Source organism: Streptomyces varsoviensis (genome assembly GCF_000718635.1).
Classification (GTDB): domain Bacteria; phylum Actinomycetota; class Actinomycetes; order Streptomycetales; family Streptomycetaceae; genus Streptomyces; species Streptomyces varsoviensis.
The window spans coordinates 128600-149341 of record NZ_JOBF01000012.1 but is presented as its reverse complement, the minus strand read 5'-3'; the positions used below and the strand labels follow the sequence as shown (position 1 = coordinate 149341).

The following is a 20742-nucleotide window of genomic DNA, read 5'->3' as shown; positions in this document are numbered from 1 at the left end:
ATTTCCGCAGCAGGTTAGCCCACACGGTGCGGCAGCGAGGCTGTCCAGCCCCGTCGGGACCTGCCCGCTCAACACCACGGGGCAGGTCACGGCGACGTGTACCGGGACGCGCCGCATGGGCGTCTCCCCCCTTTCGCTCCTCGGTGGGATGCTGGGCGGGTCCCTCGGGAAGGAGCTCCGCCGTGCTTCGTGTCGCGGTCGTCGGGTCAGGGCCGAGCGGGGTCTATACCGCGCAAGCGCTCGTCCAGCAAGAGTCCGTACCGGGGGTGACGGTGGACGTCCTGGACCGGCTGCCCTGCCCCTACGGTCTGGTGCGCTATGGCGTCGCCCCCGACCACGAGAAGATCAAGTCGCTGCAGAACAACCTGCGTTCCGTCCTTGAGCACCCGCGCGTCGCCTTTCTCGGCAATGTGCTGGTCGGGGCGGCGGGGGTGCCCGTCCACCGGCTGCTCGACCTCTACCACGCGGTCGTCTACTGCGTGGGCGCCGGCACCGACCGGCGGCTCGGGGTGCCCGGCGAGGAGCTGCCGGGCAGCTTCTCCGCCACCGAGTTCGTCTCCTGGTACAGCGCCCACCCGGACGCCGCGCCCGGCGGCTTCGCGCTCGGGGCGCGTTCCGCCGTCGTCATCGGCGTCGGCAATGTGGCGGTGGACGTGGCACGGGTACTGGCGCGCGGACCCGAGGAGTTGCGCCCCACCGACGTGCCGGACGCCGCGCTGCGCGCCCTGGCCGGCAGCCGGGTCTCGGACATCCACCTGGTGGGGCGGCGGGGCCCGGCCCAGGCCAAGTTCACCACCAAGGAGCTGCGCGAACTGGGGGCGCTGCCGGGCGCCGAGATCTCCGTACGGGCCGAAGAGGCCGCCCTCGACCCGGCGTTCGCCGACCCCTCGGAGCTGCCCGCCGCCAACCGGCGCAACGTGGACGTCATCCGCGGCTGGTGCGGCGCCCCGCCCCGCGGCCTCCCCCGCCGCATCCGGCTGCGCTTCTTCCTGCGCCCCGTCGCGGTGCTCGGCGACGACGCGGTGCGCGCCGTCCGCTTCGAGCGGACCGCGCCGGACGGACACGGCGGCGTGGTCGGCACGGGCGTCTTCGAGGACATCGAGGCGGAGTTGGTCCTGCGGTCGGTGGGATACCGGGGGGTGCCGTTGGCGGGGCTGCCGTTCGACGAGCAGCGCGGAACGGTGCCGCACGCGCACGGGCGCGTACTGCGCGACGGAGCGCCCTCCCTGGGCGAGTACGTCGCCGGGTGGATCAAGCGCGGTCCGACCGGCGTGATCGGCACCAACCGCTCCTGCGCCAAGGAGACCGTCGCCTCGCTCCTCGCGGACGCCGACGCGCTCGCGGAGCGGCGCCCCGCGGCCGATCCCCGCGACGCGCTGCGGCGCTCGGGTCAGCCCGTGGTGGAGTGGCCGGGATGGCTCGGCATCGAGGCGGCCGAGGCGGAACTGGGGCGCTCCCTGGGCCGTACGACGGTGAAGATCGCCGACTGGGAGGGCCTGTTGACCGCCGCGAACGGGCGGGCTTGAGCACCCGGGCTCCGGGGAGGCGCGGGCGGGGCGGAGCGGCGGCCCTCAGCCGCCGCCGAGCCGTTCGTCCTGGCGGTGCGCGGCCACGAGGACGCTGTCGAGCAGGCCGGGGAAGAGCGCGTCGAGGTCGTCGCGGCGCAGCTCGTTCATCTTGGCCGTGCCGCGGTACGTCTGGCTGATGACACCGCTCTCGCGGAGCACCCGGAAGTGGTGGGTGCTGGTGGACTTGGACACCGGCAGGTCGAAGACGGAGCACGGCTGCTCGCTCCCGGCGGCCTCCAGCGTCCGTACGATCCGCAGGCGCATCGGGTCCGAGAGGGCGTGGAGCACGCTCTCCAGCCGGAACTGGGCGGGCGCGGGGTGGTCGAGGGTGCGGCCGCCTGTCCGCGCCCTGGTCCGGGTCTGCACGGCTGCTCCTCCTGGCCGGTCGGTCGTACGGGGGGCGGCCCGGTCCGCCGGGCGGACCGGTGGCCGCGTCGGTGGTACGCGTACGGGTACGGGCTCACCGTAGTACGCGGGCCCCGGAGGGGCCTCGCCCCGCCGGTGGGGCGGCGGGGCCCGTACCGGCGGGGGTGGCGCGCTTCAGGGCCGTACGGTCGCCGTCGTCTTCGTCAGTACGCGCGGGCGTACTGCACGGGGCGGCGCGGCTCGTCGCCCAGTTCGACGGCGGCGCTGTTGACCCAGTAGGGGTCGCGCAGCAGTTCCCGGCCGAGGAGCACGGCGTCCGCCCGGCCGGAGGCGAGGATCTCCTCCGCCTGCCGGGCCCCGGTGATCAGGCCGACCGCGGCGACGGGCAGGTCCGTCTCCTCGCGGACCTTGGCGGCGAAGGGGACCTGGTAGTCGGGGCCGACGGGGATGGCGGCGCCGGGGGCGTTGCCGCCGGTGGACACGTCGAGCAGGTCCACGCCGTGCGCCAGCAGGTCCTTCGCGAAGCGCGCGGTGTCCTCGCCGGTCCAGCCCTCGCGCGGGTCCTCGGGGTTCTCGGTGAGCCAGTCGGTGGCGGAGATCCGGAAGAACACCGGCAGTTCCTCGGGCCACACGGCCCGTACGGCGTCGACGACCTCCAGGGCGAACCGGGTGCGGTTCTCGTACGAGCCGCCGTACTCGTCGTCCCGGTGGTTGCTGTGCGGCGACAGGAACTCGTTGATGAGGTAACCGTGGGCGCCGTGGACCTCCGCGACCTTGAACCCGGCGGCGAGGGCCAGCTCGGCGGTGCGCGCGAAGTCCGCCACGACGCGCTCGATGTCCCGCGTCGTCATCTCGCGCGGCACGGGGCCGTCGTCCGTGAAGGGGAGCGGGGAGGGCGCGACCGTCGTCCAGCCGCCCTCGTCCGGGCGCAGTTGCCTGCCGCCGTGCCAGGGGGCGGCCGTCGACGCCTTGCGCCCCGCGTGCGCGATCTGGACGGCCGGGACGGCGCCCTGCGACTCCAGGAAGCGGGTTATCCGCCGGAAGGCTTCGCGCTGCTCCTCGTTCCACAGCCCGACGTCCAGGGGCGAGATGCGGCCCTCGGGCGATACGGCCGTGGCCTCCGTCAGGATCAGGCCGGCGCCGCCGACGGCGCGAGCGCCGAGGTGGGCGAGGTGCCAGTCGGTGGGCACGCCCTGGAGGGGGCCGTCGGCCGCCGCGCTGTACTGGCACATCGGCGCCATCCAGGCGCGGTTGGGGATGGTCAGCGACCGCAGTCGGTACGGCTGGAAGAGGTTGCTCATCGAAGGCTCCGTTCGCACACGAGGGACCCGGCCATTCTTGTACGATAAACGCCGTAGTACGACGACTGTCAAATTAAGCGGCGGCGCGCGTCCCGCCCGCCGTCTCCGCCTCCGGCACCCGTTCCCGCCGGCGCGGGCCCAGATCCGCCGACAGCCCGACTGACCTGCGGGGATACCGCTGCGGGGGCCATTGTCAGTGGGTGGGTGCACACTGACCCGTAACTGAGACAACGGCGTCCCGGAGGTGGCTTGCCATGACTGAGGTCATGCTGGCGGTCGGCACCAAGAAGGGTCTGTTCCTCGCGCGGCGGCGCGGCGGCGACTGGGGATTCGACGAGCCCCGTTTCCCCGCGCAGTCCGTCTATTCGATCGGGCTCGACACCCGCCGCGCCGCGCCCCGGATACTGGTCGGCGCGGACAGCTCGCACTGGGGCCCCTCGGTCTTCCACTCCGACGACCTCGGCGCGACCTGGCACGAGCCGTCGCGGCCCGCGGTGCAGTTCCCCAAGGACACGGGCGCCTCCCTGGAGCGGGTCTGGCAGCTCCACCCGGCGGAGGCGGGCGCGCCCGACGTGGTCTACGCGGGCACGGAGCCGGGCGCGCTGTTCCGCTCCGCGGACGGGGGCGAGACGTTCGAGCTCGTACGGTCGCTGTGGGACCACCCCACGCGGCGGGAGTGGGGCGCGGGCTTCGGCGGGCAGGGCGTGCACACGGTGATCACGGACGCCCGCGACAGCGACGCCGTGACCATCGCCGTCTCCACGGGCGGCGTGTACCGCTCGCTGGACGGCGGGGCGAGCTGGGGCCCGTCGAACGCCGGGGTGCAGGCGGTCTTCCTGCCCGACCAGTACCCGGAGTTCGGCCAGTGCGTGCACAAGATCGCGCAGGACCCGGTCGACCGCGACCGGCTCTATCTCCAGAACCACTGGGGCGTCTACCGCAGCGACGACGCGGGCGGCGCGTGGACGCCGGTCGGCGCCTCGCTCCCCTCCGATTTCGGCTTCGCCGTCGCCGCCCACCCGCGCCGGGCGGACGTCGCCTACGTCTTCCCGATCGAGGCCGACAGCGACCGGGTGCCCGCCGGGCGGCACTGCCGGGTCTTCCGCACCGAGGACGCCGGGGCGAGCTGGACGGGGCTCGACGCCGGGCTCCCCGACGCACCGCACTTCGGGGTGGTGCTGCGCGACGCCATGTGTCTCGACGACGCCGATCCGGCGGGGGTGTACTTCGGCAATCGCAACGGCGAGGTGTACGCGAGCGCGGACGAAGGGGACAGTTGGCGGCTCATCGCCTCGCACCTGCCGGACGTGCTGTGCGTACGGGCCGCGGTGGTGGGGTGAGGGAGCCAGGAGAGCGGGCTCGGGGGCGCGGTCGTGGGGCGCCGGAGGGAGCCAGTAGAGTGACGCCCCGTGGCTGCACGACCGTTGAACGAGATCGTCGAACCCGGCTGGGCGAAGGCACTTGAGCCCGTGGCCGGACGGATCACCGCGATGGGCGACTTCCTGCGCTCGGAGATCGCGGCGGGCCGTACGTACCTACCGGCCGGGGCCCATGTGCTGCGCGCCTTCCAGCAACCCTTCGACGAGGTGAAGGTTCTGATCGTCGGTCAGGACCCGTACCCCACCCCCGGGCACGCCGTGGGGCTGAGCTTCTCCGTCGCGCCCGACGTGCGGCCGCTGCCCGGCAGCCTGGAGAACATCTACCGGGAGCTGCACACCGACCTCGGGCTGCCCCGGCCGTCCAACGGCGACCTCACGCCCTGGACCCAGCAGGGCGTCCTGCTCCTCAACAGGGCGCTCACCACCGCGCCCCGGCGTCCGGCCGCGCACCGCGGCAAGGGCTGGGAGGAGGTCACCGAGCAGGCGATCAAGGCCCTGGTGGCGCGCGGCGGCCCGCTGGTGGCGATCCTGTGGGGCCGCGACGCCCGCAATCTGCGCCCGCTGCTCGGGCAGGTCCCCTCCGTGGAGTCCGCGCACCCCTCCCCCATGTCGGCCGATCGCGGCTTCTTCGGCTCCCGCCCGTTCAGCCGCGCGAACGACCTCCTGGTACGGCAGGGAGCGGCGCCGGTGAACTGGCTGATTCCCTGACGTCCGGGGATAGGGTGTCCGGCCATGACGACTCAGACGAACATCCCCGCGGGGTGGTACGCCGATCCGCAGGGCACCCCTCACCTGCTGAGATGGTGGGACGGCAGCCAGTGGACCGAGCACACGCATCCCGGGCGACCGCCCTCGGAGGGAGCCGTTCCGGCCACACACGACCCGGCGCGGATTCAGGACCAGGTCCAGCGCCAGGCCAAGGTGGCGCCGGAGGCGCACGGCGGCGGCACCCTCTTCACCGAGCCGGTCCTGGTGGTGAACCAGAAGGCCAAGCTGATCGAGGTGACGAACGAGTACAGCGTCTTCGACCAGCACGGCCGCACGCTCGGCACGGTGGTCGAGGTCGGCCAGAGCGCGGCGAAGAAGGTGCTGCGGTTCGTCTCCAGCCTCGACCAGTACATGACGCACAAGCTGGAGATCCGGGACGCCCAGGGCCGCCCGCAGCTCCTGCTGACCCGGCCGGCCAAGCTCATCAAGTCCCGCGTGGTCGTCGAGCGGCCCGACGGGCAGCCGCTGGGCGAGATCGTCCAGCAGAACGCCATCGGCAAGATCAATTTTGCGCTGGTCTCCGGCGGCGAGCAGATCGGCGCCATCAAGGCCGAGAACTGGCGGGCCTGGAACTTCGCCATCGTCGACCACACCGACACCGAGATCGCCCGGATCACCAAGACCTGGGAAGGGCTCGCCAAGACGATGTTCACGACGGCGGACAACTACGTGCTGCAGATCCACCGCCAGCTCGCCGACCCGCTGCTGAGCCTCGTCGTGGCCACGGCCCTGACCGTCGACACGGCGCTCAAGCAGGACGCCCGAGGGCTCGGCTGATCCGGTGAGCGACGACACCCACGGGCACGCGGACGCGGACGGCGGCCCGAGCGGCGACGCGCGTACGAGCGTTGCCGCCGACGGACCGGCCGGCCCCGTCCCCGGCACGGTGCTCGCCGTCGACTCGGGCGGTTCGGGCGTCCGGATCGCCGTGGCCCGCGCGGACCTCGACGCCCCCGCCCGCACCTGGCACACCCCCGACCCGGTGGCGACCGGCGACGCGGGCATCGACGCCCGCGCCTTCCTCGCCCACGTGCTGCCCGCCGCCCGCCGCCTGCTGCGCGAGGCCGGAGCGGAGCGCGCCGACGCGGCCTGCGTGGGCGCGACGGGCATGGCCAGCCTCGGCGACGACCTGCGCGAGACGCTGCCCGCGGCGCTCCGCGCGGAGCTGGGGGTGGGCCGGCTCGCCCTCGCGGCCGACGCGGTGACCGCCTACGCCGGGGCGCTGGGCCAGCGGCCGGGCGCGGTCGTCGCCGGCGGCACCGGGATGATCGCCATCGGGTCCGACCTCAGTCGGGAGGGCGGCTGGCGGCGCGCGGACGGCTGGGGCCATCTGCTCGGGGACCTCGGCGGCGGAGCGTGGATCGGCCAGGCCGGGCTGACGGCGGCGCTGCGCGCCCACGACGGGCGTACGGGCGGCTCGGCCGCGCTGCTGGCCCGCGCGGAAGCGGTCTTCGGGCCGGCGGCCGGGCTGCCCGGCAAGCTGTACCCGCGCACCGACCGGCCCGCCGTGCTCGCCTCGTTCGCGCCCGAGGTGGCCCGCTGCGCGGCGGCCGGCGACCCGGTCGCGCGGCACGTCCTCGCCACGGCCGCCCGCCACATCGCCGAGACCGCGGCGGCCGTCTGCCCCCGGCCCGGGGGACAGCCGCGGCACGAGCGGTACGAAGTGGCGCTCACCGGTGGGGTGTTCCGGATCGGCGCTCCCCTGCTCGTACCGCTGCGTGCGGAATTGCAGCAGCAACTGCCGTACGCGGAGCTGGTCGAGGCGGCGGGCGGCCCGCTGGACGGGGCGCTGCGGATCGCCTCGGCGCTCGCGGCGGATCGTCTGCTGCTGCCGCCCGATCCGTTCATGCTCTCCATTTCGGGGTGACCACTTCCGCATCAAGTCGTACGAACCGCCGAACATATCCGGACAGATAGCACACTGTCGCCCCCTCCCGAACAGCGGGGCCCCGCGAGCGGATAGCATGCGGCGCCATGAGCTCCCCCACAGGGCCCGCGCCTGGCCTGCCTGTACGAATGCCACGTCCCCGCCAGCCCGGACGGCACCGGCGGCCGGAACCGGTGGCGGCGCCCGTCGGGGCGCCGCCACTGGTCCTGGCCGTGCCGGGGACCCCCGACGATGCCACCCGCGGCCTCGCCGAAGAGGTGCTGAGCATCGCCCGCTCCGAACTGCCCGGGCTCGACGCCCGGATCGGCTACGTGGACGGCGAAGGGGACGAGTTCCCGGCCCTGGAGGCCGTGCTCACCCATGTCGCGGCCGAGCGCGACGCGCGCGTCGCCGCCCGGCGGGACGCCGATGACCAGGAGGGATCGGACGCCGAAGCGGGTCCCGCCGCCGTCACCGTGCCGCTCTTGGCGGGTCCCGACAACGCCTTGTTGCGGCGGATACGCCACGCGGTCATGAACAGCGGCTCCGCCGCGGAGCTGACCGACGCGCTCGGTCCGCATCCGCTGCTCGCCGAGGCCCTGCACGTTCGGCTCTCGGAGGCGGGTCTCGCCCGCGCCGACCGCGCCCGCCTGTTCACAGTCGCAACCGCCGCGGACGGGATCATCCTCGCGACGGTCGGCGGTGACGAGGCCGTCCAGGCCGCCGGGATCACGGGCATGCTGCTCTCCGCCCGGCTCGCCGTGCCGGTGATGGCCGCCGCGCTGGACGAGGACGGCGCCATAGCGCGTACGGCCGAGGAACTGCGCAAGGCGGGCTCGCGCCAACTGGCCCTCGCGCCCTACCTGATCGGCCCCGAGGTCGCGGCGGGCGTGCCCGGCACCGCGGCCGCCGAGGCGGACTGCGCCGCGGCCGAGGCGCTGGGCGCCTACGGCGCGGTCGGCAAGCTGGTGCTGGCCAAGTACGCGACGGTGCTGGGCATCCCGACGCAGCCGACGGCCCAGGGCGCGCCGTACGCCGACGCGCCCCGCCAGTAACACCCGTCGCTCGCTTCCCTGTCGAGACGTCGGGACACCGAGACATGACGACACAGGGCGGCGTGGCTCGGCGCCGCCCGACACAGCGAACGCCTGTGCCCGAAGGGCCCCACTCGGGGCCCTTCGGGCTGTTCGGCGTCCGTGTCGATGCCCCGGACGGGAGCTCAGCGATTCAGCGATTCAGCGATTCAGCGATTCAGCGATTCAGCGATTCAGCGATTCAGCGATTCAGCGATTCAGCGATTCAGCCGAGGATGACGCAGGAGGCGCTGGGCGCGGGGATGGCGCCGCCGCGGGTCAGTTCGCCCGTCGTCGGGTCGACGTCGAACCAGGTGACGTCGCCGCTGCCCTCGTTCGCGGCGTAGAGGTGCCGGCCCGAGGGGTGCAGGGCCAGGTCCCAGGGACGGCGCCCGCCGCAGTCGACCGTGGTGACCAGGGCCGGGGTGTCGCCCGTCGCGTCGAGGGCGAGGGTGGCGATGCTGTCGTGGCCGCGGTTGGCGACCCACAGGAAGCGGCCGTCCGCCGCGATGGCCGCCTCGGAGGGGAAGTTGACGGACTCGCTGTCCTGGGGGGCGACCGGCGTCGTGCCGATCGGCGCGAGCTCGCCCGTCTCCGCGTCCCAACGGCAGGTGGTGAGCGTCGAGTCCAGCTCGTTGACGATGTACGCGCGGTGTCCGCGGGGGTGGAAGACCAGGTGCCGGGGGCCGCTGCCCGCCCACAGCCGGGTCTCGTGGTGCACGACCGGCCGGCCGCCGGGGGCGTCGAGGGCGTAGACCCACACCGAGTCGGTGCCCAGGTCCACGCCGAGCGCCCAGCGGCCGGAGGGGTCGGGGTGCACGCCGTGCGCGTGCGGGCCCTGCTGCCGGTCGGGCTCCGGGCCGCTGCCCTCGTGCTGGAGGACCGAGACCGGGTCGCCGAGCCGCCCGTCGCCGGCTATCGGGAGCGCGGTGACGCTGCCCGAGCGGTAGTTGGCGGTGAGCAGGTGGCCGAGGGCGAGCGTGAGGTGGGTGGGCGCGGCGCCCGCGACGGGGACCGGCGGGCCGAGCGGCTCGGGGCGGGCCGGGTCGGCGAGGGAGAGTGCGACGGCCGCGCCGTCGTCGTTCTGGCTGACCGCGTACAGCGCCCTCCCGCCGGGCGCGAGGGCGAGGTAGGAGGGGTTCTCGACGGCGTCGGTGGAGTGGACGGCCGTGAGCGCGCCCGTGTCGGGGTCGACGTCGGCGACGGTGATGCCGAGGCCGCCGCCCGCGCTGAACGATCCGATGTACGCCCGATGTTGCGTGCCGCCCACTGTGCCGCCTTCCGCCGCTTCTTCTGTTCCGGTCCGCTGCCCGGTCTGTCCCGGTCCATGTCCGCGCTGGTCAGGGACCGTCTCCATGGGAGCAGACGCTAACAGGGTTCCGGATCACCGCGTCGCGCTCACGCCTTCGCGTACGGCGCGCGCGAGGTGCCGCGCAGCGGGGCGGCGAGGGCCGCGAGGGCGGCTTCCAGGTCGTGGAGGTGCGCGAGGGCCCGTTCCGCGCCGGGGTGGTGGGGCGCGCCGGCGAGCGCGGCAGCCGGGGAGTCGGCCCGGTCGCCCGGCGCGACGAGGCTCTGTACGGCCGCTTCGACGCGCCGGCAGGCGGCGGTGAGCCGGGCGTCGTGCGAGGCGTCGGGGTCGGCGGCCACGGCGGCGAGGCCGCGCACCTGGCGGGCGCAGTCGTCGAGGGCCGCCATGACCTGCCGGGCCCGGCCCTTGCGGGTCCGCAGCGGGCTGATCGGGTGGAGCAGCGGGGCGAGGGAGACGCGGACGCGGCCGAGGAGCAGTTCCAGTTCGGCGACGCGCGGCGCGGGGTCGGCCGCCTCGTCGCCGGCGAGCCGCCGGGCGGCGTCCGCCGCGCAGTGCCGTACGCACAGCAGGGCGCGCTGGATCCAGGCGTCGGTGGCGGTGTGGGTGGTGACGGGGAGCACCACGGCGACGGCCAGGGCCGCGCCGAGCGCGCCGACGGCGGTCTGTTCGAGGCGCAGGGCGAGCAGGCCGGGGTGGAGAACGCCGAGGAGGCCGTAGAGCAGGCCCGCCAGCACGGTCACGAAGAAGATCATCCAACTGTAGGAGGGCCCGGCGCTGTAGAAGAGACCGAAGACGCAGAGGGCGAGGAGGACGGCGGTGGGCGCGGGCGCGCCGTGCAGCGGCACGGCGACGAGCAGGCCGGCGGCGATGCCGGTGACGGTCCCCACCACGCGGCGGAAGCCCCGTACCAGGGTCTCGCCGCGTGAGGCGGTGTTGACGAAGATCCACCAGGTGGTGCCGACGGCCCAGTACCAGCGCTCGTCCGAGACCAGCCGCCCCACGGCCAGCGCGAGGCCGCAGGCCACGGCCGCCTGGAACGCCTGGCGGGTGGTGTGCCGGGCCAGCCCGCGGGCGGCCGGCGGGGCGGCGACGGGCTGCGGCGGGGTGCGCCGTTCGATGGGCCAGACGGCGAAGCGGACGGCGGCGGCGCACGCGAGAGCCAGCGCCACGGAGGCGTAGATCTGCAAAAGCTGCTCCGGCACGGCGTGCAGGAACTGCGTCGCGAAGAACATCATGAAGCCGAAGACGCCGAGCGCGTGGCCGCGCGGGCCCCAGCGGCGGGCGTATACGCCGCAGAAGACGACGGCGAGGAACGCGGCGTCGCGCGCCAGGGGGTGGCCGTGCAGGGCCGCGGCCAGGGCGAGGACGGGGAAGCCGACCGCCGGGAGCAGCGCGGTCGTGACGGCCTGGCGGCGGACGCTGGGGTCGCCGACGGTGAAGAGCGCGAGCAGCGCGGCGAGGCCGCCGGCGACGGCCGCGGTGAGCGAGTGCCCCAGGAGGTACGAGACGGCGGCGGCCAGGCCGATGCCGAGCACGGCGCGGGCCGAGGTGCGCAGCCGCAGCAGCTCCGGGTCCGGGGCCACGAGCATCCTCTTGAGCACAGCTTGCCGCTCCTTCACCGCTGTCGGGGACGAATAGGGGTGGACATCATGGACATCGTGGACGCGAAAGACGCGAAAAAGGCGCCGCGGAATCCGCAGCGCCGTTGACAGGATCATCAAAGCATTGGGAGGGCCTTTGGCTCAAGGAAGAGCGCTGAGACTGGGCCATTGGTACAGTCCGGTGCGGTTTCCAGGCAGGCGGGACGGGGCCATCGGACCACTCGCGGCCCGCTGGACCATATGGCCTGCCCATTGGTTCTCCGTGGGCCGGGCGTCTTACGGTCGAGGTGTCGCCACACGGACGTGACGCGCGCGAAGTACACCCTCGGAGTTCCTCGGAGAGACACCATGTCGAAGATCCTTTTCGTTGTGACCGGCGCCGACCACTGGACGCTGGCCGACGGCACCGAGCATCCGACCGGCTTCTGGGCGGAGGAGGCCGTCGCGCCGTACGAGGCGTTCAAGGCGGCGGGGCACGAGATCGTCGTCGCCACGCCGGGCGGCGTCGTGCCGACCGTCGACCAGGGGAGCCTGGCGCCGGAGGCCAACGGCGGGCAGGAGGGCGCCGACCGCGTCGCGGCGTCGCTCGCCGCCTTCACCGAGCTGCGGCGGCCGGTCGAGCTGGCCGACGTGGACCTCGCCGACTACGCCGCCGTCTTCTACCCCGGCGGTCACGGGCCGATGGAGGACCTGGCCGCGGACCCCGAGTCCGGGGCGCTGCTCGTGGCGGCCCTGGAGGCGGGCACGCCGCTCGGGGTGGTCTGCCACGCCCCGGCCGCGCTGCTCGCCGCCGTGAAGGGGGACGGCTCCAACGTGTTCGCCGGCTACCGGATGACCGGCTTCACCAACGCCGAGGAGCGGCAGGCCGGGCTCGCGGAGCGGGCGAAGTGGCTGCTCCAGGACCGGCTCGTGGAGATGGGCGCCGACTTCCAGGAGGGGGCGCCGTGGGCCCCGTACGTGGTGGCGGACCGCTCCTTGGTCACCGGCCAGAACCCGGCCTCCTCCGCCCCGCTCGCCGCCGAACTCCTGAAGAAGCTGGCCTGAGCCCTGTCCAGCGGCCCGCCCCCGGCCCGTTCCCCGCAGCGGGCCGGGGGCGGGCCGCTGGGCCATTGGTACAGTCCTCGGACCGGTTCACCGACCATTCGGGAGGCGCTGGCCCATGGCCGTGGACGAGCTCGACGCCAAGATCCTCCGGCTGCTGCTGGAGCAGCCGCGCACCAGCGTGCGGGAGTATGCGCGGGCGCTCGGCGTCGCGCGCGGCACGCTCCAGGCGCGGCTGGACCGGATGGAGCGGGACGGGGTGATCACGGCGTACGCGCCGCGGCTGTCCCCGGCCGCGCTCGGCCACCCCGTGCTCGCCTTCGTCCACATCGAGGTCACGCAGGGCCGGCTCAACGACGTGGGGGACGGGCTCGCGGGGGTTCCGGAGATCATCGAGGCGTTCTCGACGACGGGCGGCGGGGATCTGCTGACGCGCGTCGTGGCCCGTGACGCGGAGCATCTGGAGGACGTCATCCAGCGGCTGATCCAGTTGCCCGGCGTCGTACGGACCCGGACGGAGGTGGCGCTGCGCGAGCGGGTGCCGCACCGGATGCTGCCGCTGGTCGACGCCGTGGGGCGGGCGGGCCGTCGGCCCGCGTGATCGTGGGGCTTGGCATCCTTAAGGGTATGAGCACTGCCCAGAACACCTTGGTCATCTTCGATCTCGATGGAACGCTCGTGGACAGCGAGCCGAACTATTACGAAGCGGGGCGGCGGGTCCTGGCCCAGTACGGCGTGACCGACTTCGACTGGGAGCAGCACACCCGCTTCATCGGCATCGGCACCCGCGAGACGCTGACGGCGCTGCGCCGCGAGTACGGCATCGACGCGCCCGTGGACGAACTGCTCGCCGCGAAGAACCGCGCGTACCTGGAGCTGGCCAAGGAGCGTACGGACGTCTTCCCCGGGATGCGCGACTTCGTGAAGCGGCTGCACGCGGCCGGGGTGCCGATGACGGTGGCGTCCGGCTCCTCCCGCGAGACGATCGGCGCGGTACTGGCGGCCACCGGCCTGGACGCGCTGCTCACGACCTTCGTCTCGGCGGAGGAGGTGGCCGCGGGCAAGCCCGAGCCGGACATCTTCCTGGAGGCGGCCCGGCGCAGGGGCGCCGCGCCCGCGGACTGCGTGGTCCTGGAGGACGCGCCGCCCGGGGCCGAGGCCGCGCACCGCGCCGGCATGCGCTGCGTCGCCATCCCGTACGTACCGGGCACGGCCAGCGATCCGGCGTTCGCGACGGCGGGGCTGCTCTTCGCGGGCGGGCAGTCGGACTTCAGCGCCGAGGCCGCGTACGACTGGATCGTCCGGCCGGCGCCCGCCTCGTGACGACCGACCACAGCACACTGCCCGGCCGGAACGGAATTCCGGCCGGGCAGTGCGGTGGGTTCTACAGAGCAGGTGATCAGGCAAGCATGGCCAGCGCCTGGTTGAAGGTGGCCGACGGGCGCATCACGGACGCGGCCTTGGCCGGGTCGGGCTGGTAGTAGCCGCCGATGTCGGCGGGCGAGCCCTGCACCGCGGCCAGTTCGTCGACGATGGTCCGCTCCTGCTCGGCCAGCGTCTTGGCGAGCGCGGCGAACGCCTGGGCGAGCTGCGCGTCCTCGGTCTGCTTCGCCAGCTCCTGGGCCCAGTAGAGCGCCAGGTAGAAGTGGCTGCCGCGGTTGTCGATGCCGCCGAGGCGACGGCTCGGCGACTTGTCCTCGTTGAGGAAGGTCGCCGTCGCGCGGTCGAGGGTGTCCGCGAGCACCTGGGCGCGCGCGTTGCCCGTGGTCTGCGCGAGGTGCTCGAAGCTGACGGCCAGCGCCAGGAACTCGCCGAGGCTGTCCCAGCGCAGGTAGTTCTCCTTGACGAGCTGCTGGACGTGCTTGGGCGCGGAGCCGCCGGCGCCGGTCTCGAACAGCCCGCCGCCGTTCATGAGCGGGACGACCGAGAGCATCTTGGCGCTCGTGCCGAGCTCCAGGATCGGGAAGAGGTCGGTCAGGTAGTCGCGCAGCACGTTGCCGGTGACGGAGATGGTGTCCTCGCCGCGGCGGATGCGCTCCAGGGAGAACTTGGTCGCCTCGACGGGCGTCATGATCTCGATCCGCAGGCCCTCGGTGTCGTGCTCGGCGAGGTAGGCGCGGACCTTCTCGATGAGCTTCGCGTCGTGCGCGCGGCCCTCGTCGAGCCAGAACACGGCCGGGCTGCCGGTGGCGCGGGCGCGGGTGACGGCGAGCTTGACCCAGTCCTGGATGGGCAGGTCCTTGGTCTGGCACATGCGGAAGATGTCGCCCGCGCCGACCGTCTGCTCCAGCAGCACGGCGCCGCCGCCGTCGACGACCCGCACCGTGCCGGTGGTCTGGATCTCGAAGGTCTTGTCGTGGCTGCCGTACTCCTCGGCCTTCTGCGCCATCAGGCCGACGTTGGGCACGGAGCCCATGGTCGACGGGTCGAAGGCGCCGTTGGCCCGGCAGTCCTCGATGACGGCCTGGTAGACGCCGGAGTAGCTGCTGTCCGGGAGCACCGCGAGGGTGTCGGCCTCGCCGCCGTCCGGGCCCCACATGTGGCCGGAGGTGCGGATCATGGCCGGCATGGAGGCGTCGACGATGACATCGCTCGGCACGTGCAGGTTGGTGATGCCCTGGTCGGAGTCGACCATCGCGAGCTCGGGGCCCTCGGCCAGCTCGGCCTCGAAGGACGCCTTGATCGCCGCGCCCTCGGGGAGGGCGGCCGCGCCCTTGAGGATGCCGCCGAGGCCGTCGTTCGGGGTCAGGCCCGCGGCGGCCAGCGTCTCGCCGTACTCCGCGAACGTCTTCGGGAAGAAGGCGCGCACCACGTGGCCGAAGATGATCGGGTCGGAGACCTTCATCATCGTGGCCTTCAGGTGCACCGAGAACAGCACGCCCTCGGCCTTGGCGCGGGCGATCTGCGCGGTCAGGAACTCGCGCAGCGGGGCGACCCGCAGCACGGAGGCGTCCACGACCTCGCCCTTGAGGACCGGTACCGACTCGCGCAGCACGGTGGTGGTGCCGTCGTCCCCGGCCAGCTCGATGCGGAGCGAGCCGTCCTCGGCGATGACGGCGGACTTCTCGGTGGAGCGGAAGTCGTCGGCGCCCATGGTCGCCACGTTCGTCTTGGAGTCGGCCGTCCACGCGCCCATGCGGTGCGGGTGCGCCTTGGCGTAGTTCTTCACCGAGGCGGGGGCGCGGCGGTCGGAGTTGCCCTCGCGCAGCACCGGGTTGACGGCGCTGCCCTTGACCTTGTCGTAACGGGCGCGGATATCGCGGTCCTCGTCGGTCTTCGGGTCGTCCGGGTAGTCCGGCAGCGCGTAGCCCTGGCCCTGGAGCTCCGCGATGGCCGCCTTGAGCTGCGGGATCGAGGCGGAGATGTTGGGCAGCTTGATGATGTTCGCGCCGGGGGTCTTGGCCAGCTCGCCCAGTTCGGCGAGGGCGTCGGCGACCCGCTGCTCCTCGGTGAGGCGCTCGGGGAAGCCGGCCAGGATGCGTCCGGCGAGGGAGATGTCACGGCTCTCGACGGCGACTCCGGCCGTCGAGGCGTATGCCTCGACCACAGGCAAGAACGAATACGTCGCCAGGGCCGGGGCCTCGTCGGTGTGTGTGTAGATGATGGTCGAGTCAGTCACCCGGTGCTCCGCTCCACGTCTGCAACATTGCTTGATATCAAGATATCCCGTGGCGGCCCCCGGCTCGACAGGGCCCTGCCCCTCCAGGCGCGCAGGAGGGAGCGGTGACGGGACAGAGCCCTGCATACGGTCGCGAGACGGGCGTCAGGCGGCCGGCGGGTACGCGATGGCGGTGACGACCAGCCCGTCCCGTACGAGCCAGCGGCCCTGGAAGCCGGTGAGGGCGCGGCCCTCCGGGTCGTCGCGGCTGACCAGCAGGCGGGCGGCGAACGTACCCCGCGCCGCGCCGCCGCTCGCGGCCTCGAACTCCAGGTGCGCCTCCTCGAAGTCCAGCCAGGCGCCGGTCAGCGGGAACCACGTCTTGTAGACGGACTCCTTGGCGCTGAACAGCAGCCGGTCCCAGTGCACGTCCGGCCGGAGCGCGGCCAGGCCGCCGAGGTGGCGGCGCTCGGCGGGCAGGGTGACGGACTCGTACACGCCCTCGGGGAGCGGGCCGTGCGGCTCGGCGTCGATGCCGAGGGAGGCGAGGTCCGCGCGCCGCGCGACAGCGGCGGCGCGGTAGCCGTCGCAGTGCGTCATGGAGCCGACGACGCCGGCCGGCCAGGTGGGGGCGCCGCGCTCGCCGTGCACGAGGGGGGCCGGGGGGAGGCCGAGCCGGGCGAGGGCCTGCCGGGCGCAGTGCCGGGCGGTGGTGAACTCGCGGCGCCGCTTGTCGACGGCCTTGGCGATCAGCGCCTCCTCCTCGGGGAAGAGGCGCGCGTCGGCGGGGTCCTCGAAGGTCTCCGCCGTCTCGGCGGCGGCGGGCAGCACCTCGGCGAGCAGGGCGGGCCCGTCGTCCCGGGGCCCGCGGGGCGGCGGTACGTGCGTGCGTTCGTCGCGGCCGGTGCTCGTCACTGCGCCTCCTGGAGGTCGGCTACCACGGCGGCGATGCCCCGTACGGTCGGTTCGTCGAAGTAGGCGGAGAGCGGCACGTCCACGTCGAGCCGTTCCAGTATGCGGGTGGATATCTGGGTCATGGTGATCGAGTGGCCGCCGAGGTCGAAGAGGTCCTCGGTGTCGCCCAGGGTGGGCAGCCGCAGCACCTCGCACCAGATCTCCCGCACCGCCTCCAGCGGGCTGGCCGAGCCGTCCGAAGCCGACGGCGCGGCGGCCTCGGGCGGCTCGGGCAGCGCCGCCCGGTCGAGCTTGCCGTTGGGCGTCGTCGGCAGGGCGTCCAGGGCGACGAAGACCTCGGGCACCATGTAGGCGGGCAGCGCCGCCGCCAGTTCCCGGCGCAGGCCGCCCGCGTCCGCGGCGCCGACGTGGTAGCCGACCAGCCGGCCGTCACGCACCGCGACGGCGGCCCGGTCCACGCCGTCCGCGGCCAGCAGCCGGGACTCGATCTCGCCGAGTTCGATGCGGTAGCCGCGCAGCTTGATCTGGTCGTCGGAGCGGCCGAGGAATTCGAGCCGCCCGTCGGGGCGGTGGCGCGCCCGGTCGCCCGTACGGTACATCCGGGCGCCCGGCCGCCCGTACGGGTCGGGCGGGAACCGCTCGGCGTCCAGGCCGGGGCGGCCGACGTAGCCGCGGGCGAGACCGGCGCCGGCGATGTAGAGGTCGCCGGGCACACCGACCGGGACCGGCGACAGGCGCTCGTCGAGGACGTACACGCGGGTGTTGGCGAGCGGGCGGCCGATCGTGACCCGGTCCGGGTCGGGGCCGATCTCCTGCGCCGTCGACCAGATGGTGGTCTCCGTCGGCCCGTATACGTTCACGAGCCGCGCGACGGCCGGGCGCAGCCGCCGGGCGAAGGCGAGCGGCAGCGCCTCGCCGCCCACGAGCGCGGTGACGCCGGGCACGTCGAAGCCGCTGTCGAGGAGCATCGCCCACCCGGTGGGGGTCGCCTGTACGTGCGTGACGCCGTGCCGGGCCGCCAGCGCGCTCAGTTCGGCGCCGTCGCGGGTCTGGCTCTCGCTCGCGACGACCACGGTGGCGCCGGTGATCAGCGGGAGGAAGAGTTCGAGGCCGGAGATGTCGAAGGACACCGAGGTCAGCGCGAGCCAGGTGGCTCCGGAGCGGGCGCCCAGCAGCTCCTGGACGGAGCACAGCAGATTGGTCAGGGCGCGGTGTTCGATCTGGACGCCCTTGGGGCGGCCGGTCGAGCCGGAGGTGTAGATGACGTAGGCGAGGTCGCCGGGGGCGGGCGGGGCCAGGTCAGCGGGCGGGCCGTCGGCGGCGGGCGGCGCCAGGTCGGTGTCGGTCAGTTCGAGGACGGCTCCGGAGTCCTCCAGGACGTACGTCAGCCGCTCGCTCGGGTACTCGGCGTCGAGCGGTACGTACGCGGCCCCGGCCTTGAGGACGCCGAGGAGGGCCACCAGCAGCCGCTCCGTGCGGCTCGCCCGTACGGCCACGAGGGCGCCGGGGCCGATGCCGCGGGCGCGCAGCCGGGCCGCGAGCCGGGCGGCGTCGGCGTCCAGCTCCGCGTAGGTCAGGCGGCGGTCCGCGTGGGCGACGGCGACGGCGTCGGGGGTGCGGGCGGCGTGTTCGGCGATGAGTTCCGGGACGGTACGGGCCGGGTAGCGCCGGGCGGTGTCGTTCCAGCCGGTCAGCAGCGTCGCGCGGGCGTCCGGGTCGAGGAGCGGCAGTTCGGCGAGCGGGGTGGCGGGCGCGGCGGTCAGGTGGCCGAGGACCGAGAGCCAGTGCCGGCCGATGCTCTCGGCGCCCTCGCGCGCCATGGCGTCCGGCGGGTACTGGAGCATCGCGTCGAGTCCGTCGGCGGTGTCGGTCAGTTCGACGCGCAGCGCGTTGCGGGCGGTGTGGTTGGAGATCTGCCACTCCACCGACGCGTCCAGGCCGGGGAAGCGCGGCGCGGGGCCCATGCGGCGGTAGGACAGGGTCACGGGCGCGAGCGCGACGCCGGGCCGCACCCTGGCCCCGGCCCGCCCGAGGGGGACGTCGCGCACCTGGTAGAGCTCGCGGAGTCCGGCCCGTACGGCGCGGGCGTACTCGTCGAAGGGGGCGTCGGCCTCGGGCGCGGAGGCGAAGGGCAGCTCGTTGACGTGCACGCCGATGTGGCGGCGCTGGTCGGGGGTGCGGGTGCCGAGGTCTAGGGCGGTGACGGGCGTCGGGTTCCCGTAGCGGAAGAGGAGGGCGTGGAAGGCGGCGATGAGGAGTTCGTAGCGGCTCACGCCGATCCGCTCGGCGAGGGGGCCGAGCCGCGCGTGCAGGCCGGCGGGGAAGCGGAACTCCGCGGTGGCCCCGTCGGCCACCCCGTGGGCGGCCCCTTCCAGGCCGGGGAGGACGACGTCGTCGTCGCCCGGCGGGTGCTCGGCCCAGTACCGGCGCGCGGCGGGCAGCTTGGCGGCGATCCGCGCCTCCTCGGCGTCCGCCGCCTCCTCCGGTACGGGCGGCAGCGGGCCGGGCTCGCCCTGCGCGGTCTCGGCCTCGTAGCGCGCGGCGAGGTCGGTCAGGAACGTCTCCATCGACAGGCCGTCGAAGACGATGTGGTGGACGGTGATGAGCAGCCGGTGCGCGCGGGCGCCGATGACCTGGAGCACGGGCCGGAACAGCGGTCCGCGGGCAAGGTCGAAGGGGGCCATGGTGTGGGCGCGCAGGGCGTCCGGGCGCTCCGGCTCGACGACCAGTTCCGGCTGGACCGGGGCCGGGACGAGGTGCGGCACACCGGCCCGGTCCTCGATGGCGCAGCCGAGTTGCCGGTGCGCGGCCAGGACGGCGGCGCAGGCGCGGCGCAGCGCCTCGACGTCGAGTTCGCCGTCGAGGCGCAGGGTGAACGCGATGTTGTGCACGGTCCCGCAGTCCGCCAGTGACTCGTTGAACCAGATACCGCTCTGCGCGGCCGACGCGGGGCGCGCGGGGTGGCTGGTGTGATCCGGGGTTCGCGGAGTTGCTGGAGCTTCGGTCATCGAACACGTCCTGGGGCCGTCGTGGTGGTCGGTGTTGAGAGCCTGTGTCATATCCCTGGTCGGATCAGCGCACGGCGTCTGGTGCGTGCGATCGCAAGGCGCCGGAAGGTCCTTGTAGCGGAGCTACTAGGGCCTTTCGGCAACGCCGCGAGCGTGCGTGCCAGGCGTCGGGCGCCCGGCCAGGGATATGACACAGGCTCTGAGCTCTCGTGCCACGGCCGGGTGGGGCCCCTCGGCCGTGAGGCGCCCTCAATCTGCCTCATTGCGATCGGAATCCGCAACGTTTAGCGACGGCGTTCCCGGGTTACGGCCGCGTATTACTCGGCCGTACCCGAAACCGAAGCCGGGCAGAACCGGAAGTGGAACCATCGACCATTGACACACTCAGCGGACCTGATCGATCATCCCTGGGTGACCAAGTGGCCACCACAGCACTCGAACCGGACGCCGTGTTCCTGGTGATATCCGTCCGGCAGTACGGAAAGTTGGTGCGCATCATGGGCACTTGGGGCGCCGGCCGAACCGGCCTCGACCGACGGCCGAAAGCGATCACGCGGGCCCCGGAGGCAGTCATGCGTTAGCGGAAGCGTCGCGAGCCGATCCTCTCTTCCGGAATACCGCCGCCGCGATGGAAAACCGTGAGGAAACAGAAGCCCGCCGTGAGCAGAACAACACCCCCGAAGAAAATCCTCCAACTCCCTTGCGCCCGCTACGAGTACGCCTCGCCACCGGCCGCGCCCGGCCCGGGGCCGTACGCGCCGGTGCGCGGGGCCGCGCGGCGCGGAGGCCGGTGCCGCGGCCCGGGCGGCCCGCCGCCTATGGGCCTTCAGCGGCCCGCCGGCCTTCTCCCCGCCGACGCCGTACGGACGTTTTCCGGATTCACCCGAGCACGGTGTCCGGAGCGGCGGTTCGGGCGGCCGTGCCGGCCGCGGCGGGGGTTCGGCCGTT

General features: G+C 73.8%; 16 protein-coding genes. 9 read left to right on the top strand and 7 right to left on the bottom strand.

All coding sequences use genetic code 11. From position 1 onward, the window contains the following. Positions 1-182: 182 nt before the first annotated feature. Positions 183-1526, top strand: a complete 1344-nt coding sequence (locus tag IF55_RS17995) for an FAD-dependent oxidoreductase (protein WP_030882826.1) — start codon at positions 183-185, stop codon at positions 1524-1526. Between the two features lie 45 nt (positions 1527-1571). On the opposite strand, the gene IF55_RS17990 is transcribed toward IF55_RS17995, so the two are convergent. Further along, positions 1572-1934: an ArsR/SmtB family transcription factor gene (locus IF55_RS17990; RefSeq protein WP_030882823.1), complete on the bottom strand. Its 363-nt coding sequence runs from the start codon at positions 1932-1934 to the stop codon at positions 1572-1574. A 203-nt stretch (positions 1935-2137) separates the two neighbouring features. Continuing rightward, positions 2138-3235, bottom strand: coding sequence for an NADH:flavin oxidoreductase/NADH oxidase (locus IF55_RS17985; RefSeq protein ID WP_030882821.1), 1098 nt, complete (start codon positions 3233-3235; stop codon positions 2138-2140). 254 nt (positions 3236-3489) lie between these two features. Between IF55_RS17985 and IF55_RS17980 the strand changes: the two genes are divergently transcribed. From IF55_RS17980 to IF55_RS17960, 5 genes are all read left to right on the top strand, one after another. Further along, a complete protein-coding gene (locus IF55_RS17980; protein ID WP_030882818.1) occupies positions 3490-4575 on the top strand; it encodes a WD40/YVTN/BNR-like repeat-containing protein in 1086 nt (361 codons plus the stop codon). A gap of 69 nt (positions 4576-4644) precedes the next feature. Beyond that, on the top strand, positions 4645-5322 hold the full coding sequence (locus IF55_RS17975; RefSeq protein ID WP_030882817.1) for a uracil-DNA glycosylase: 678 nt from the start codon (positions 4645-4647) through the stop codon (positions 5320-5322). 24 nt (positions 5323-5346) lie between these two features. Then, positions 5347-6159 carry an LURP-one-related family protein gene (locus IF55_RS17970; protein WP_030882814.1) on the top strand — a complete coding sequence of 271 codons (813 nt, stop codon included), beginning with the start codon at positions 5347-5349 and terminating at the stop codon, positions 6157-6159. Positions 6160-6268: 109 nt separating this feature from the next. Beyond that, on the top strand, positions 6269-7249 hold the full coding sequence (locus IF55_RS17965; protein ID WP_037965257.1) for an N-acetylglucosamine kinase: 981 nt from the start codon (positions 6269-6271) through the stop codon (positions 7247-7249). A 107-nt stretch (positions 7250-7356) separates the two neighbouring features. After that, the gene (locus IF55_RS17960; protein ID WP_030882809.1) at positions 7357-8304 is read left to right on the top strand and encodes a sirohydrochlorin chelatase family protein; all 948 of its coding nucleotides are present in this window, start codon (positions 7357-7359) and stop codon (positions 8302-8304) included. Between the two features lie 244 nt (positions 8305-8548). On the opposite strand, the gene IF55_RS17955 is transcribed toward IF55_RS17960, so the two are convergent. Next, positions 8549-9679 (bottom strand): lactonase family protein, encoded by a 1131-nt coding sequence (locus IF55_RS17955; protein WP_078644621.1) that lies wholly within the window; start codon positions 9677-9679, stop codon positions 8549-8551. A gap of 41 nt (positions 9680-9720) precedes the next feature. Continuing rightward, entirely contained in the window at positions 9721-11220 is a 1500-nt protein-coding gene (locus IF55_RS17950) for an FUSC family protein (RefSeq protein ID WP_030882807.1), read from the bottom strand. A gap of 360 nt (positions 11221-11580) precedes the next feature. Here IF55_RS17950 and IF55_RS17945 point away from each other — a divergent pair, with 360 nt between their 5' ends. The 3 genes from IF55_RS17945 to IF55_RS17935 all read left to right on the top strand — a co-directional run bounded on the left by IF55_RS17945 (position 11581) and on the right by IF55_RS17935 (position 13596). After that, a complete protein-coding gene (locus IF55_RS17945) occupies positions 11581-12276 on the top strand; it encodes a type 1 glutamine amidotransferase domain-containing protein (RefSeq protein ID WP_030882804.1) in 696 nt (231 codons plus the stop codon). Positions 12277-12391: 115 nt separating this feature from the next. Beyond that, positions 12392-12874: an Lrp/AsnC family transcriptional regulator gene (locus tag IF55_RS17940; protein WP_030882801.1), complete on the top strand. Its 483-nt coding sequence runs from the start codon at positions 12392-12394 to the stop codon at positions 12872-12874. Between the two features lie 26 nt (positions 12875-12900). Beyond that, complete coding sequence (locus tag IF55_RS17935) at positions 12901-13596, top strand: HAD family hydrolase (protein WP_030882799.1); 696 nt, start codon at positions 12901-12903, stop codon at positions 13594-13596. A 76-nt stretch (positions 13597-13672) separates the two neighbouring features. Here the strand turns inward: IF55_RS17935 and IF55_RS17930 are convergent, their stop codons facing one another. From IF55_RS17930 to IF55_RS17920, 3 genes are all read right to left on the bottom strand, one after another. Beyond that, positions 13673-15892: an NADP-dependent isocitrate dehydrogenase gene (locus IF55_RS17930; RefSeq protein ID WP_030882796.1), complete on the bottom strand. Its 2220-nt coding sequence runs from the start codon at positions 15890-15892 to the stop codon at positions 13673-13675. A gap of 144 nt (positions 15893-16036) precedes the next feature. Continuing rightward, the gene (locus tag IF55_RS17925; RefSeq protein ID WP_030882793.1) at positions 16037-16714 is read right to left on the bottom strand and encodes a 4'-phosphopantetheinyl transferase family protein; all 678 of its coding nucleotides are present in this window, start codon (positions 16712-16714) and stop codon (positions 16037-16039) included. 68 nt (positions 16715-16782) lie between these two features. After that, a complete protein-coding gene (locus tag IF55_RS17920) occupies positions 16783-19794 on the bottom strand; it encodes a non-ribosomal peptide synthetase (protein ID WP_048832125.1) in 3012 nt (1003 codons plus the stop codon). Positions 19795-20742: the final 948 nt, after the last annotated feature.

Coding starts and splice junctions, on each gene's coding strand:
- IF55_RS17985 (WP_030882821.1), bottom strand. CDS start 3,235: ATGAGCAACCTCTTCCAGCCGTACCGACTGCGGTCGCTGACCATCCCC.
- IF55_RS17980 (WP_030882818.1), top strand. CDS start 3,490: ATGACTGAGGTCATGCTGGCGGTCGGCACCAAGAAGGGTCTGTTCCTC.
- IF55_RS17970 (WP_030882814.1), top strand. CDS start 5,347: ATGACGACTCAGACGAACATCCCCGCGGGGTGGTACGCCGATCCGCAG.
- IF55_RS17960 (WP_030882809.1), top strand. CDS start 7,357: ATGAGCTCCCCCACAGGGCCCGCGCCTGGCCTGCCTGTACGAATGCCA.
- IF55_RS17955 (WP_078644621.1), bottom strand. CDS start 9,679: ATGGAGACGGTCCCTGACCAGCGCGGACATGGACCGGGACAGACCGGG.
- IF55_RS17950 (WP_030882807.1), bottom strand. CDS start 11,220: ATGCTCGTGGCCCCGGACCCGGAGCTGCTGCGGCTGCGCACCTCGGCC.
- IF55_RS17945 (WP_030882804.1), top strand. CDS start 11,581: ATGTCGAAGATCCTTTTCGTTGTGACCGGCGCCGACCACTGGACGCTG.
- IF55_RS17940 (WP_030882801.1), top strand. CDS start 12,392: ATGGCCGTGGACGAGCTCGACGCCAAGATCCTCCGGCTGCTGCTGGAG.
- IF55_RS17935 (WP_030882799.1), top strand. CDS start 12,901: ATGAGCACTGCCCAGAACACCTTGGTCATCTTCGATCTCGATGGAACG.
- IF55_RS17920 (WP_048832125.1), bottom strand. CDS start 19,794: ATGACCGAAGCTCCAGCAACTCCGCGAACCCCGGATCACACCAGCCAC.